This window comes from Hyalangium minutum (genome assembly GCF_000737315.1).
In the GTDB taxonomy this organism is placed as follows: domain Bacteria; phylum Myxococcota; class Myxococcia; order Myxococcales; family Myxococcaceae; genus Hyalangium; species Hyalangium minutum.
Map to the genome: position 1 here is coordinate 153,194 of NZ_JMCB01000008.1, position 12,716 is coordinate 165,909.

Sequence of the window (12,716 nt, forward strand, 5' to 3'; positions counted from 1 at the left end):
TTACTCGCCGGAGGCCTTGAAGATGAACGGGTAGGTCACCACCACCACGCCGCCACCCTTGGGCTTGGGGAACATCCAGGTGCGGACGCGGCCAGCCACGCAGGTCTCCAGTTCCGCGTTGCCCGCGGTGGACTGGGCCACCGACGAGGAGACCACCGCGCCCTCGGCGTTGATGACGAACTTCACGGCGACCTTACCGTTCAGCTTCGGATACTTCGTCAGCTGGCTCTCGTAGCAGAAGCGGATCTGCCCGCGGTTGCGCTGGATGACCTGGCGGATGAGCTCCTTGTCCAGCGAGCCCATGACCACGGGCTCGGACGAGGTGATGCCCACATCCACGCTCTGCTTGCCGCCGAGCACGCCCACGCCAGAGCCGTAGCTGGCGGTACCGCCGCCGCGGCCCTTGGTGCCGATGGCGCCAATGCCGATGGTGTCGCCCGTGCCGCCGCCACCGCCGCCGCCGCCACGGATGCCCAGGCCGCCGAAGCCACCCGAGTCACCCGCCTTGGCGCCGAACATGTTGCCCATGGCGCTCTTGAGCTCGCCGCCCAGGCCTGCGTTGCCGAACAGCGTGGAGACGCCGCCCTTGCTGCCGCCGAAGATCTTCGCCGTGAGGGCGCGGGCCTCGTCCTTCTTGTCCCGCTGCTGGGCCTGAGGCGCGGTGCGGTTCTGGGTCTTAGGCGCCTCCTTCTTGCCCATCTGACCCTCTTCCTTCTTCTGCTTGGCGGCCTTCTCGCCCGCCTTCTGCTTCTCCTTCTGCTGGTTGAGCTGTTCCAGGAACTTGTTCTTCTGCGTCTCCGGCGGCTTGATGATCAGCTTGGCCAGGCGCGAGTTGTCCCCGCTCAGCTCGTCGGCGAACTCCTCATCCGCCCCGCTGCGGTTCATCGCGCCGATGACGAACATCGTCCCCAGGAAGAACGTCAGCAGGAAGATGTTGAGCACCCGGTAGTCCACCGAGTCCGCCAGCGGCACGTACACGCGCTTGGGCGCCGGCTGGAACTGGACCTCCATGGTGATGCCGCCCAGGTCCGCCCAGAAGAAGTCGTCGTGCTCGAGCACCAGCGAGTAGGCCCCGCCATCGCTCGTGGCCTTGCCGGACTCGATGACGGCGTTGAGATCCAGCGTCTCGCCCTTGCGGACGAGCTCGCCCTTCATCTTGCCGGTGAAGCTGACGCTGAAGGTGTGCAGGTCCGAGTGCTTCTTCAGCACCGCCATCTTCGGGCTGGACAGCTTGGCGTCGCTCATGGCGATGTCCACGCCCGAGGCGGTGCCCACCGTCACGGTGTCGCGCGACTCCGGCAGCTGCTCCACCAGCGACTTGCCGGCGATGTTCCGGAGCCCCTTGGGGAACAGCGCCAGCATCAGCGACTCGTTCCAGTGCAGGGCCGCCTTGCCCGAGGGCAGGAAGTACTCGCCCACGCGCTGGTCACCCCAGCGGAAGCCGACGGACGCGCCCAGCGGACCGCTCGCCTTGCTGCTCTTGCGCGCGGCGCGTGCACGGGGCGCCTCCTCCTCGACGGGGGCCTCGGCCACCGGCGCCACCACCGCGTTCTGCTCGGTGGAGGCAAAGGAAGAGTCGATCGCCGGAGCGGGAGCCGCCACGGGCACCGGAGCCGGAGCGGCCACCACCTGCGGAGCCGCCACGGGCGCCGCGGCAGCCTGCGCCAGATGCTGCGAGGCGGCCTGCATGTCGGCCACCGGCACCTCGACGCGCGTGGTGACGTCCGAGCTGGACACGGCGGCAGCCAGGTTCACCGCAGCCACCGCAGCCGGGCTCTCCAGGCGGATCGTCGTGCCACCGACCTTGATCTCGTCCCCAAAGGCGACCTTCCCCTTGTTGACGCGCTTGCCGTTGACGTAGGTGCCTTCCACACTCCCCATGTCGATGATGGAGAGGGAGCCGTCGGCGCCGACTTCGATGACGGAGTGGATGCGGCTGACCTTCTCATCCTCCAGGCACAGGTGCGCCGAGGAGAGACGGCCAATCTTGATGATGTCGCGCTCGAAATCCTTCGAGGTGACGAGGGTTTCGCCCTTGAAAACCTTGAGTGTCAGAGGAACGGCCATTTACGGCTCCCGGTAGACTTTCCCGTGGTGACAGACAACGCGAGTGGGAGAAGGTTCCGCGAATTTCGCGGACTACAGCTCACCCACCGACTGCATCACCTTGTCCTGGAAGTCCTCGCGAATGCGGATGAGGTTGGAGTGCTTCACCTTCTTACGGGCCTCGACGTACTCGCCGTCCGGCTTGGTGAGATCGCCCTCGATGGTGTCGTCCTCGAAGTCGATGGTGGTCGTCTTGTTGTAGCGCACGTTGCCCTCGCCACCGCCGCCACCCTTGCCGCCCTCATCCTGGGCGAACGCCGGGACCACCGTCAGCACCGTGCACAGCATCAAGAGCTTCCGCATTGCCATCTCCTCGCGAGCCTCAGTCGCCCGCCCAACAACGACTTCCCGTAATTCAGGTTTAGTAGATTCGCATCAATCAAGGTGGCCCCGCCACTGGCGGGGCCACAAGCCGAGCCGGAGTGCTGACTAGAATTCGTCAGTGGGCTCAGCAGGATCCGACTGCGCTGGATTCTTCTGCCCAGGCGCCGCCTTCTGCGGTGCAGGTGCGTTCGGAGCGGAGGCCGGGTTCGGAGCGAGATCGCCGGTGGTGGGATCCTCCATCGGCTCGGACTTGGCGCCCGCGGGGTTGGCCCCCTGCGCGCCTCCGTTCTTCTTCATCTCCGCCTCCTGCTTCTTCTGGAGCTCCTCCATCTGCTTGGCCTGATCCTCCGCCATCTTGGCCTCCTTCTTGGCCTGGACGACGGCCTCGGCCTCGCGCATGAGGCCGAACACGGGAGCCTCGGCGCTCAGCGCCACTTCATCGCCGGCCATGGCGACGTACTTCTTGTAGAGCTCCAGGGCGCGCTCGGGAGCGTCCTTCGCGCGGTGCAGGATGATGGCGCGGTTGAGGAAGATGGCGGCCATCTTCGGATCGAGCTTCTCCGCCTCGTCGTACTCCTGCATGGCCTTGTCGTACTGGCCCTGGCCCTTGTAGGCGACGCCGAGGTTCAGGTGCGCGGCGGCGTTGTTGCCACCGGCCTGGAGAATCTTGCGAAGGTGCTCCTCGGCGCCCGGGTAGTCCTCGGCGTCCAGCGAGAGCTGGGCCAGGAGGATGTGCGCGGGCAGATAGTCCGGGCGAACCTCCAGCGCCTTCTTGAACGCGAGCATCGCGCCGTCCGGATCGCCCTCACCCTGGATGATGAGGCCCACGGTGTGGTGGAGCTCGGGATCATTCTCGTCGAGCTTCAGCGCGCGCAGGGCCACCATCTTGGCGATCGCGGGCTGCTTGCGGTCCACATAGGTGCGCATCATCACCTTGAGCGCGGTGGTGGACTGAGGGTCCCGCATGAGCGCGGCGCGGGCGAACTCGAGCGCCTTCACGAGATCTCCCGTCTGCCGGTAGATCTCCGCCAGGCGAGCGCGGCTGGCCGCGTCGTCCGGGAAGCGCTTGAGCACGTCCGTGTAGAGCGCCACGGCTCCGGGGATATCACCCTCGTTCGTCGACATGACGGCCAGGTTCTCGGAGGCCTGGCGCAGCGTGGGCTTCTTCTTGAGCGCGGAGCGGTACCAGTTCTTGGCCTCGTCCTTCTTGCCCTGGCGCTCGGCGAGGACGCCCAGGTTGTAGTCGGCCTCGGCCAGGTTGGGGTCCGCCTCCAGGGCCGTCTTGAACTTGCGCTCCAGCGACGGGTAGTCCACCGCCTTGGCCTTCTTCTGGGTGTCCATCGCCTTCACCGCGTCCTCGAAGAGGAGCTTGGCGCGGTTGGAGATGTTCACCGGCTCGGCCTTGGCGGGCGTCTTCGGGCCTGTGTTCTGGTTGGCCGCTGGGCCATTGGGGCCCGCGGCCGTGGAGGAGGTGCAGCCGGAGGCCAGCAGCGCCGCCGCCACGAGCCCCAGCGAGGTACGCAGGAATCGGGTGTGGTTGATCATTGCAGGAAGTCCTCCGGCTCCTGGTCGTCGTTGGACGCCTTCTTCGGAGCCGCGCCGTCCTGAGCGACCGGCCGCTTCAGATCGGTCTCGGTCTGCTCACGCAGCTTCTTGGTCAGGTCGGTGAGATCCTCTTGGATCGCCTCGGTCTTGGCCTGCGCGGTGGACTCGTCCTCCACCACCGGCTCGGGAACGTCCTGGATGGCGGCCAGCAGATCGAGGCCCAGGGCCAGGTCCGCGCCCTTCTTCAGCGCGGCCTTGTCCTCTTGCACCGTCGGGTACTGCTCCGGAGCGTAGGTCTCGCGCAGCATCTTCAAGCTCTCGCGGGTGCAGTCGTTGAAGAAGTCCAGCTCCTGGCTCTTGGCCACGGCGCTGGCGAAGGCCTCGGTGGCCTTGGCCTTGATGGGCTGCACCTGGTTGTTGAACTCGTCGCGGATGGCCTGCTCGGTCTCCGCGTCGATGCCCGGAGGCATGGGCGCGTTGGACACCTTGTCGGCCATCTCGTGGTAGGCGAGCCCGATGCGGTGCAGCGCGCAGATGGCGGGCTGCGGGGCGCCGAAGGACACCGTCTGGATGTACTTCTTCTGGACCACCTCGAGCGCGCGGCCCTTGTCGGCCAGCGAGTCCTTGAACTTCTTCGGGTCCGCCGGGCGGCCCCACGTCAGCTTCAAGCGCAGGTACTCGCGCCAGTCCGGATCCACGCTGAGGAACTGGGCCTGGGCCACGGGGGCCACGGCCGTCTTCTCCAGCCCCTGCTGCGTCCGCTTGGGCAGCTTCTCGTAGTACTCGAGGATACGGGTGTAGAGGCGGGCGGTGTCCTTGGCCTTCTTCAGCCTGTTCTCGAAGATGTTGACGATGCGGCCCTCGGCGGTGAGCACCTTGCTGGGCGAGCGGAGGTTGTCGCGCTCGTAGTCCTCCAGCATCTTCATGGCCTTGCCGTAGTTACCGCTCTTCTCGTAGAGCGACACGATGGACAGGAAGATCTGCTCCGCGTCCTTCGTCTTGGGCCACAGCTCCAGGAAGTGCTCACGGTTCTTGAGGGCCTGCTTGTACTGGCCCAGGCCCTCCCGGTAGGTGGCCGCGTTGAAGAGGGCCACCTGCGCCTTGGACTCGTCCCACTTCTGCTTCTCTTCCTTCTTCTCCTCGCCCTCGTCCTTGCCCTTGCCCTTCTTGGCCTTGGACTTGGGAGCGCCCTTCTCCGCGAGGCTGCGCTCGTAGCCCTTCACGTACAGCTCGTAGGTGCTCGAGGCCTGCTCGAAGTCGCCCACGGCCTCCTGCGCCTCGGCGTTGGCGTAGATGGAGTCCGGCACGAAGCGCGAGCGCGGGTACTTGGAGATGAGGTTCTGGCGGACCTGGATGGCCTTATCCAGCTGCTTCGCCTTGTAGTAGTCGACGGACGCATTGTAGAGCGCCTGGTCGGCGATCGTCGTCTGCGGGAAGTCCTGGACGAAGTTCAGGTACGCCTCGGCGGCCTTGGAGAACTGCTTCTTCTCCTCCAGCTGGGCCACCAGCGCGAACGAGGACTGCTCGATGAGCTTGGACAGGTCCTCGCGGAACTTGCCCTTCGACAGCTGATCGTTGGCGTAGAACTTGCGGGCCCACTCGTTCACCTTCGCGAAGTCCTTCTGCAGGTTGTACGAGTCGAGCACCAGGTTGGCGGCCACCTCGCCGGCGCGCTCACCGTTCTCGAACTTGTAGTCCGCGTGGTTCAGCGCGATGTCGCTGAAGCGCGCCACCGCGTCGTCGAAGTGGTTGTAGCGGTAGTAGAGGTTGGCGGCCTTGAAGGAGATCTCCACCCGCTTGTCGCCCTTGGGCAGGTACTTCAGATAGCGCTCGCACGCATCCAGCAGACCCTTACGGGGCTCGGGGATGGTGAGCTTCTTCTTCATGTCCGAGGTGTCGGGCGGCTTGAGCGCGCCCTTCTCCTCGGCGGCCTTCACCACCTCGTCATAGGCGAGCACCGCGTTGTAGGCGGCGTTGGCCAGCCACTTGCCGGGCTTGCCGGGCTTGGGGTTGCCCTTCTCGTCCTTGGCGTCCAGCACCTTGGCGTCCTGGAGGACAACCAGGGTGTAGTTGACGGAGGCCTTCTCGTAGTTGTTCAGGTTGTCGTTGAGGAGCTCCGCCCAGAAGAACCGCATGTCGTACGCCTTGGGGTTCTCCGGGAACAGCGTGAGGTAGTCGCCGTAGATGGCGTCGGCGTACTTGAACGTCCCCTCGTCACGCGTCTTGCGCGCCTCGTTGTGCCAGGTGACGGCGAGGTTGGACAGGGTGCGCTCGGCCAGCTCGTTGGCCTCGTCCAGCAGCTTCTTGTCCTTGTCCTCCTTGACGATGCCGGAGGCCTCCACTTCCTTGGTGATCTTCACCAGGCGGCGCACCTGGGCGACGGTGCGCTCCTTGTTGCCCATGCGCAGCACGCAGTCGACGATCCTCGCCTGGAAGCCCGGAGACTCGGGCGACAGCGGCTTCTCCTTGATGAGCGCGTTGTAGGTGATGGCCGCCTCGCGGTCCTTGCCATCGCCGTAGTAGAGGTTCGCCAGCTGCTTCATCATCGCGAAGCGGTCTTCCGGCTTGGTGGCGACCTTGCTGAAGTCGTCCTTGGCCGCCATCACGTCGCCGTCGCGGGCGTAGGTGCGCACGTAGTCGGCGCGGGCCTCCTTCACGAGGCCGCTCTTGCCGCTCTTGCCACCGTCCTTCTCCGCGGCAGCGCCGGCCAGCTCGCCATAGAGGACCACCGTCTTGTACTTGTCCTTGGCGGCCTGGTAGTCGCCCATGTTGAAGTAGCACCAGCCCTGCTTGTAGAGGGCGTAGGCGTAGACCTGGCTGTCGGTGAACTCGGCGGCGCGCTTATAGGCCTCGAGGGCGCGCTCCAGCTCCGGGCGCTTGCCCTTCGAGTTGTTGAAGTAGTACTCGCCGAAGGCCAGCCACGCGTCCGGCAGGTACTTGGACTTCGGGTACTTCTGGACCAGGCGCTTGTAGGCCACCAGCGCCTTGCTGTCCTGGCCATCCTCCATGAGGAACTGGCCGAGGAAGAAGAGCACCTCGTCGGTGCGCTCGAAGTTCGGGTACTGCTGGACGATCTTCGTGTACTGCTCCAGGGCCAGCTTGCCGTACTGCTTGGACTTGGCCAGCAGCTCCGCCTTCTCCGCCTTGGCGCGCGACTGTGCTGCCGCGTCATTGCGGTTCATGGCCTTGATGAGGTCGTCGTCCTTCCGGTTCGCCTCGAACTCGTGGAACTTGGCCTCTTCCCAGTAGAGCTCGCCCAGGCGGAACAGCAGGCTCGGGGCCTCCGTCTGGTCCGGGGACAGCTCGATGATCTTCTTGAGCGAATCGATCTGCTCGCGGCGCTTGGAAGCCACCTGCGTCTCTACGCCCAGCCGGAACTGGTCGTAGTTCAGCGCGGGGGCATCCGCCTCTTTCTCCGCCTTCTTGCGGGAGATGTCGCCGGCGAGGGACTTGTCGATGGTGGTGGCAGACTTCTTGCCGAGGTCCGCCTCGCGCGGGTTTTTCTTAGTCTGCGCGGACGCGACCGACGCCAGAAGCGTCAGGCAGATGAGGAGCGAGCGACGCATGTCTCTCCTGTGCCGAAGCGTTCGATCCTGGATGCTTGCCTGGCTGGCAAGTAGCCGGGACTCTTTGGGAATTTCCATTTGAGGGGGGCCACTATGCGCAGGGTCGAGAGGGTCGGTCAACTGAACCTGCTCGGCCGCTTTGGGGGTACGCGCACGCCGGAAATCTTCCAGAAGTGCTGTCCGGAATGCGTTGGGTAGGCTGCCATGTCGGACGGGTAGGTTATGGGTGGGGTAGCGCTTGACTGCCTGGCTGCCCTACCCTGCGGATCGATCCGGATCATGAGTCTCCTGCCTGAAGGCGCCAGTTTCGAGGAACTGGTGCAGGACTATTTTCTCGCGGTGCGTGGTGCAGGGCTGATGCTCTCCGCGCTGGACACCGAGCTTCTGACATCTTGGGCCCGAGAGGGCGTTCCCTTCGAGGTGGTCGCCCGCGGCATCACCCGTTCGGCGGAGAAGGCGCTGTGGGATGTGAGGCCCGGGGAGCCGGTGCTGCGCAGCCTGCGGGCGTGCCAGCGGCAAGTGGACGCAGAGATCAAGAAGTACCGGGAGCGCAACGCGGGGGCTGGAGAGAGCCCGAAGAAGCGCCGCTCGCTCAGCTGGGAAGAGACGCGGCATGCACGGCTGCGGGCCTCGCTCGAGAAGCTGGCGGAGCAGCGTCCCGAGTTGACCGCCCGGGTAGGCCAGCTGCTGGAGGCAGTGCTCGCCCGCGCGCCTGAGGAGCCAGCGCAGTTCGACGCCCAGGAAGCGCGGGTCTTCCTGCTGTTGCTGCGCTCCCTGCCCTTCCCCGTGCGCTGCCAGCTGTGGCGCGAGTCGCGGGGAGGCGGAGCTGAGTCCCAGGGCATGTCCACGCGATCGCGGCGGGTGGCGCGGCGGTTCCGGTTGCTGGCGCTCGTGCGGCGCTCGCTCGAGATGAAAGAGGGTTAGGGCAATGGGGACACCTGAACGCCTGCTCAGCAGGTCGTCCGGCGAGGGGACTGCTATGGATCGCGCCGACATGGGGACCAAGGGCAGCGGCGGTGCGTGCGGGGTGTGCGGTGGGCGGACGTATCTCATCGAGCGGCAAGGCGATCTGGCGCATGCGCGGATCTGCGAGTGCTCGGTGCAATGCAAGGTGTGCGGGGGGCGCGGGCACGTGCTCGGCCAACAGGAGTCGACCTTCAGCAAGAAGGTGGGGCCCCGTACCTATGACGTGCTCATGCCGTGCTCCTGCACCCTGAGGCAGAAGCGCGTGGCCCGCTTCAACGCCGTGGGACTGCCCGGCGTGGTGGCCCACTCGAGCTTCGACAACTACATCCCCGCGAAGACGCAGCAAGACAAGGCCCGAAGCGCGGCGATGCACTTCGCCCACCACTACGAGAAGGCCGGGGGCAACAAGGGCTTCGTGCTGAGCGGGCCGGTGGGCACCGGGAAGACGCACCTGCTGGCCGCCACCCTGGCGCACCTGGTGCTCGAGGTGGGCGTGGGGGCCCGCTACGTGGAGATCTCCCTGCTCTACGCCACCATCCGGCGCGGTTTCCAGGAGGGCAAGAGTGGCGGGGAGATCATCGGCCCGCTGTCCGAGGTGGAAGTGCTGGCCATCGACGAGCTGGGCAAGGGGCGCGGCAGCCCATTCGAGATGGAGACGATGGATGAGCTGATCGCCCGGCGCTACAACGCTCACCGCACCACCCTGTTCGCGACGAACTACTCGCTGGAGCCGGAGCGCAAGGCGACGCGCGCGGTGGCCGGCTACCACTCCACGGACGACGCGAAGACCACGCTGCGAGAGGCGGAGCTGCTGCGCGAGCGCGTGGGCGAGCGCATCTATAGCCGGCTCTGTGAGATGTGCACCTTCGTGGAGCTGCCCAAGGACACGCCGGACCACCGGCGCACGCGGCACGAGCTGGAGCCGCGCGGGCACCACGCCCACGCGAAGATTCGCGCCACCGGCCGCTGACCCCTCCCCCGAGGCCCGAACATGACCGACGCCATCGTCGTCCTCGTCACCGCTCCCTCGGCCGACAAGGCCGCGGAGCTGGCCCGGGCCTTGGTGGAGGAGCAGCTGGCGGCCTGTGGCAATGTCCTCCCGGGCCTGCGCTCCATCTATCGCTGGGAGGGGAAGGTCCACGACGAGCCCGAGGCCCTGCTCATCCTCAAGACGCGGGCGCCCCTCTTCGAGGCCTTGAGGGAGCGGGTGGTGGCCCTCCACCCCTACCAGGTCCCCGAGGTGCTGCGGCTCGACGTGGCCGGAGGGCACCTGCCCTACCTCGAGTGGATTGAGGCCAGCGTCCGGCCGCTCCCCTGATACGTCCTCAGCTCCCCGGGTCCCACTTGACTCCAAGGGTCACCTTGGAGCCTGCTTCTGTTCGCTGTAAGCAGTTGTAGCTGGGGGCGGATTCTCTGCCCCCTTGTGCTCGCGATACGCTGACCTGGTCCCCCTTCGTCTCCTTCCTCATGGCTCCCATCCGAATTCTCGTGGCGGAAGGTTCCGCGGTCGCCCGGAGGGAGATCTCCCAGATGCTGGGCTCCGACTCGGAGCTGGAGGTGGTCGCCATCGCGCCCACCGGGCATATCGCGCTGGAGAAAGCCGAGCAGCTCCGCCCCGAGGTGATGGTGCTGGAGCTGACGCTGCCGGACATGAAGGGGATGGACGTGCTCAAGGCGGTGCGCCGGCAGTACCCCCGCCTGCCCGTGCTCATCTTCAGCGCGCTGGCGGAGAGCACCGGGAACATCACCATGGATGCGCTCGCCAATGGCGCGAGCGACTACATCACCAAGCCGACGACCTCCGGCGGTGTCCCCTTCCTGGAGCAGGCCCGGGAGCAGTTGATCACGAAGATCAAGGAGCTGCACTCGCGCATCCAGCCGGAGCCTCCGAAGGCGGCCCCGCTGCGCAAGCGGCACGAGCTGGCCAAGGCCCCCACCCGGCAGCCTCGCATTGGCGTGGTGGTGATTGGCGCCTCGACGGGCGGGCCCAACATGCTGGTCGAGGTGCTCTCTGCAATCCCCGGGGACTTCCCGGTGCCGGTGCTCATCGCCCAGCACATGCCCCCCGGCTTCACGAAGCTGTTCGCCGAGCGCCTGGACACACTGTCCCCGCTGCAGATCCGCGAGGCTCTGTCCGGAGAGCAGTTGCGCGCGGGACAGGTGTGGATTGCTCCGGGGGACTATCACATGGCGGTCACCCGCGACGGGCCGATGGTGCGGCTGCTGACGCACAAGGGCCCGCTGGAGAACTCCTGCCGGCCCGCGGTGGATGTGCTGTTCCGCACGGCCGCCGCGGCTTACGGAGCGGGCGTACTGGCCGTGGTGATGACGGGCATGGGCCAGGACGGGATGAAGGGCAGCCAGGTGGTGAGCCAGGCCGGTGGGCGGATCATCGTCCAGGACCCGGACACGTGCGTCGTGGGGAGCATGCCGCAGGCGGTGCTCCAGGCGGGGCTGGCTCACCAGGTGGTGTCCCTGAAGAACCTGGGCCCAGAGATCGTCCGCCGCGTCCTGCAGACGCTGTCTCCGCACCAAACCGCCGGCTGAAGTTCAGCCCGGGGCTTGGACGTCCTGCCGCGGAGCAGCCGAGAGAGCAGGCGCGCGCGTACTCATGCATACCTTCCCCCCAATCGTCCCCACTGACGGAGGACGAGTTGGTGGGGCGATGGAGACCATTCAGGTTCCAATCATCGGGTGGATTGCCTTCGGCGTGCTGGTGCTGGGACTGCTCGCTGTGGATCTGCTGGCCCACCGGAAGAAGCACGGCGAGTCCAAGCGCAGCGCCATGGCGTGGAGTGCTGGGTGGATCGCGCTCGGACTGAGCTTCAGCGTGTTTGTCTGGAAGATGTTCGGCGCGCAAGCCGCGCACGAGTACCTGGGCGCGTGGCTCATCGAGAAGAGCCTGAGCCTGGACAACCTCTTCGTCTTCCTCGTCATCTTCCGCAGCCTCAGTGTCCCCGAAGACGAGCAGCGGCGCGTGCTGTTCTGGGGCATCTTCGGGGCGCTGCTGTTCCGGGCCCTGTTCATCTTCGCGGGGGTGGAGGCGCTGGAGCACTGGCACGCCGTCGTCTACGTGTTCGGCGCGATTCTGCTCGTCACCGCCATCCGGGTCGCCTTCGAGGACCCGGCGCGCCAGCGCGAGAGCTCGGTGGTGCGGTGGCTCTCCCACCGGCTGCCGATCAGCGCGTCGGTGGATGGGCCGCACTTCTTCACCAAGCAGATGGGGAGGCGCATGGCAACGCCGCTGCTGGTGGCGCTGATCGCCATCGAGATCACGGACATCGCGTTCGCGGTCGACTCGGTGCCTGCGGCGCTGGCGGTGACCCAGAAACCCTTCCTTGTCTACACGTCGAACGTGTTCGCCATCCTCGGCTTGAGGGCGCTCTACATCGCGCTGGCACATGTCATCTCGGAGCTGCGCTACCTGCACTATGGGCTCGCTGCGGTGCTGGCGTTCGCGGGGCTGAAGATGATTGTTCCGGACCGCTGGGTGCACGTGCCACCGCTGGCCTCGGCGCTGGTCGTCCTCGTGTGCATCGGAACCGCAGTCGCCGCGAGCCTCTGGTCCCGGGCCCGGAAGCGCAGGCGTGAACAGAAGCCCAAGAGCCCAGGGCCGGGAGAAGCTGGGCACCGCGAAGTCCCAGTCTGAAGCCCGGCACGGAGCCGAGGGACGCGCTATGAAGAGGGGCATGAGGCACGTGTTCCAGAACGGCGAAGTGCTGGCGGCCAGCCTGCTCGTGGCATGCGCCGTGGGACCTCGGGAACTGCGCGACGAGGGCAGCGAGCGCATCGAGGAGGCCATGCGTCCGGAACCGCACCCGGACGTGCTCCCAGAGGGAATCTTCCTGGGAGACGATGCGCCTCCGCTCGCGCCCTCGGAGTCCGAGGTAGCAAGTGCCACGGGAGATGCGCCCTCAAATGCCGAGCCTCCGCAGCCTGGGTGGCTCTACGGCACCGTACCTGTGATTGTTCCGGGTCCGGTGTTCGGTCCGTCTCCCGGCGCCGTGCGCTACCACATCGAGCCCAAGCCCGGAGGCAGCATCCCAGGTTTGCTACCCTGAGCCTCCCTAACATTCTGGAGAGGTCTCCCCATGGTTTCTGAGGGGTCCTATAGCCCGCGTTTCTTCGTCCTTGAACAGGACATATTCGGGCCCCACGACACCAAGTTCGACACGACCGGGGCTGTCATTTTGGGAGACGCTCCGCGGT

10 protein-coding genes are annotated in these 12,716 nt (G+C 66.4%); 6 read left to right on the forward strand and 4 right to left on the reverse strand.

Translation table 11 applies throughout. The features are described 5' to 3' along the window. From gltG to DB31_RS21925, 4 genes are all read right to left on the reverse strand, one after another. Positions 1–2,067 carry an adventurous gliding motility protein GltG gene (gene gltG / locus DB31_RS21910; RefSeq protein ID WP_044191075.1) on the reverse strand — a complete coding sequence of 689 codons (2,067 nt, stop codon included), beginning with the start codon at positions 2,065–2,067 and terminating at the stop codon, positions 1–3. A gap of 72 nt (positions 2,068–2,139) precedes the next feature. Continuing rightward, positions 2,140–2,409: an adventurous gliding motility protein CglF gene (cglF, locus tag DB31_RS21915; RefSeq protein ID WP_044191077.1), complete on the reverse strand. Its 270-nt coding sequence runs from the start codon at positions 2,407–2,409 to the stop codon at positions 2,140–2,142. Positions 2,410–2,535: 126 nt separating this feature from the next. Beyond that, positions 2,536–3,975, reverse strand: a complete 1,440-nt coding sequence (gene gltE, locus DB31_RS21920; protein ID WP_044191079.1) for an adventurous gliding motility TPR repeat lipoprotein GltE — start codon at positions 3,973–3,975, stop codon at positions 2,536–2,538. Continuing rightward, positions 3,972–7,541: a tetratricopeptide repeat protein gene (locus DB31_RS21925; protein WP_240486810.1), complete on the reverse strand. Its 3,570-nt coding sequence runs from the start codon at positions 7,539–7,541 to the stop codon at positions 3,972–3,974. The genes gltE and DB31_RS21925 overlap by 4 nt, the downstream gene beginning before the upstream one ends. A gap of 279 nt (positions 7,542–7,820) precedes the next feature. Here DB31_RS21925 and DB31_RS21930 point away from each other — a divergent pair, with 279 nt between their 5' ends. The 6 genes from DB31_RS21930 (at position 7,821) to DB31_RS21955 (ending at position 12,568) form a co-directional block, all read left to right on the forward strand. After that, positions 7,821–8,465 (forward strand): hypothetical protein, encoded by a 645-nt coding sequence (locus DB31_RS21930; RefSeq protein ID WP_044191082.1) that lies wholly within the window; start codon positions 7,821–7,823, stop codon positions 8,463–8,465. A 55-nt stretch (positions 8,466–8,520) separates the two neighbouring features. Then, positions 8,521–9,477, forward strand: a complete 957-nt coding sequence (locus tag DB31_RS21935) for an ATP-binding protein (RefSeq protein WP_044191084.1) — start codon at positions 8,521–8,523, stop codon at positions 9,475–9,477. 21 nt (positions 9,478–9,498) lie between these two features. Further along, positions 9,499–9,825, forward strand: a complete 327-nt coding sequence (gene cutA, locus DB31_RS21940) for a divalent-cation tolerance protein CutA (RefSeq protein ID WP_044191086.1) — start codon at positions 9,499–9,501, stop codon at positions 9,823–9,825. A gap of 149 nt (positions 9,826–9,974) precedes the next feature. Beyond that, a complete protein-coding gene (gene cheB / locus DB31_RS21945) occupies positions 9,975–11,054 on the forward strand; it encodes a chemotaxis-specific protein-glutamate methyltransferase CheB (protein ID WP_044191087.1) in 1,080 nt (359 codons plus the stop codon). A gap of 118 nt (positions 11,055–11,172) precedes the next feature. Beyond that, on the forward strand, positions 11,173–12,156 hold the full coding sequence (locus DB31_RS21950) for a TerC/Alx family metal homeostasis membrane protein (RefSeq protein WP_044191089.1): 984 nt from the start codon (positions 11,173–11,175) through the stop codon (positions 12,154–12,156). A 40-nt stretch (positions 12,157–12,196) separates the two neighbouring features. Further along, positions 12,197–12,568, forward strand: a complete 372-nt coding sequence (locus tag DB31_RS21955) for an SH3 domain-containing protein (protein WP_157232103.1) — start codon at positions 12,197–12,199, stop codon at positions 12,566–12,568. Positions 12,569–12,716: the final 148 nt, after the last annotated feature.

What these genes read in the sequence shown, in the direction of transcription:
- gltG (WP_044191075.1), bottom strand. Translation starts at nt 2,067, where the DNA reads ATGGCCGTTCCTCTGACACTCAAGGTTTTCAAGGGCGAAACCCTCGTC.
- cglF (WP_044191077.1), bottom strand. Translation starts at nt 2,409, where the DNA reads ATGCGGAAGCTCTTGATGCTGTGCACGGTGCTGACGGTGGTCCCGGCG.
- gltE (WP_044191079.1), bottom strand. Translation starts at nt 3,975, where the DNA reads ATGATCAACCACACCCGATTCCTGCGTACCTCGCTGGGGCTCGTGGCG.
- DB31_RS21925 (WP_240486810.1), bottom strand. Translation starts at nt 7,541, where the DNA reads ATGCGTCGCTCGCTCCTCATCTGCCTGACGCTTCTGGCGTCGGTCGCG.
- DB31_RS21930 (WP_044191082.1), top strand. Translation starts at nt 7,821, where the DNA reads ATGAGTCTCCTGCCTGAAGGCGCCAGTTTCGAGGAACTGGTGCAGGAC.
- DB31_RS21935 (WP_044191084.1), top strand. Translation starts at nt 8,521, where the DNA reads ATGGATCGCGCCGACATGGGGACCAAGGGCAGCGGCGGTGCGTGCGGG.
- cutA (WP_044191086.1), top strand. Translation starts at nt 9,499, where the DNA reads ATGACCGACGCCATCGTCGTCCTCGTCACCGCTCCCTCGGCCGACAAG.
- cheB (WP_044191087.1), top strand. Translation starts at nt 9,975, where the DNA reads ATGGCTCCCATCCGAATTCTCGTGGCGGAAGGTTCCGCGGTCGCCCGG.
- DB31_RS21950 (WP_044191089.1), top strand. Translation starts at nt 11,173, where the DNA reads ATGGAGACCATTCAGGTTCCAATCATCGGGTGGATTGCCTTCGGCGTG.
- DB31_RS21955 (WP_157232103.1), top strand. Translation starts at nt 12,197, where the DNA reads ATGAGGCACGTGTTCCAGAACGGCGAAGTGCTGGCGGCCAGCCTGCTC.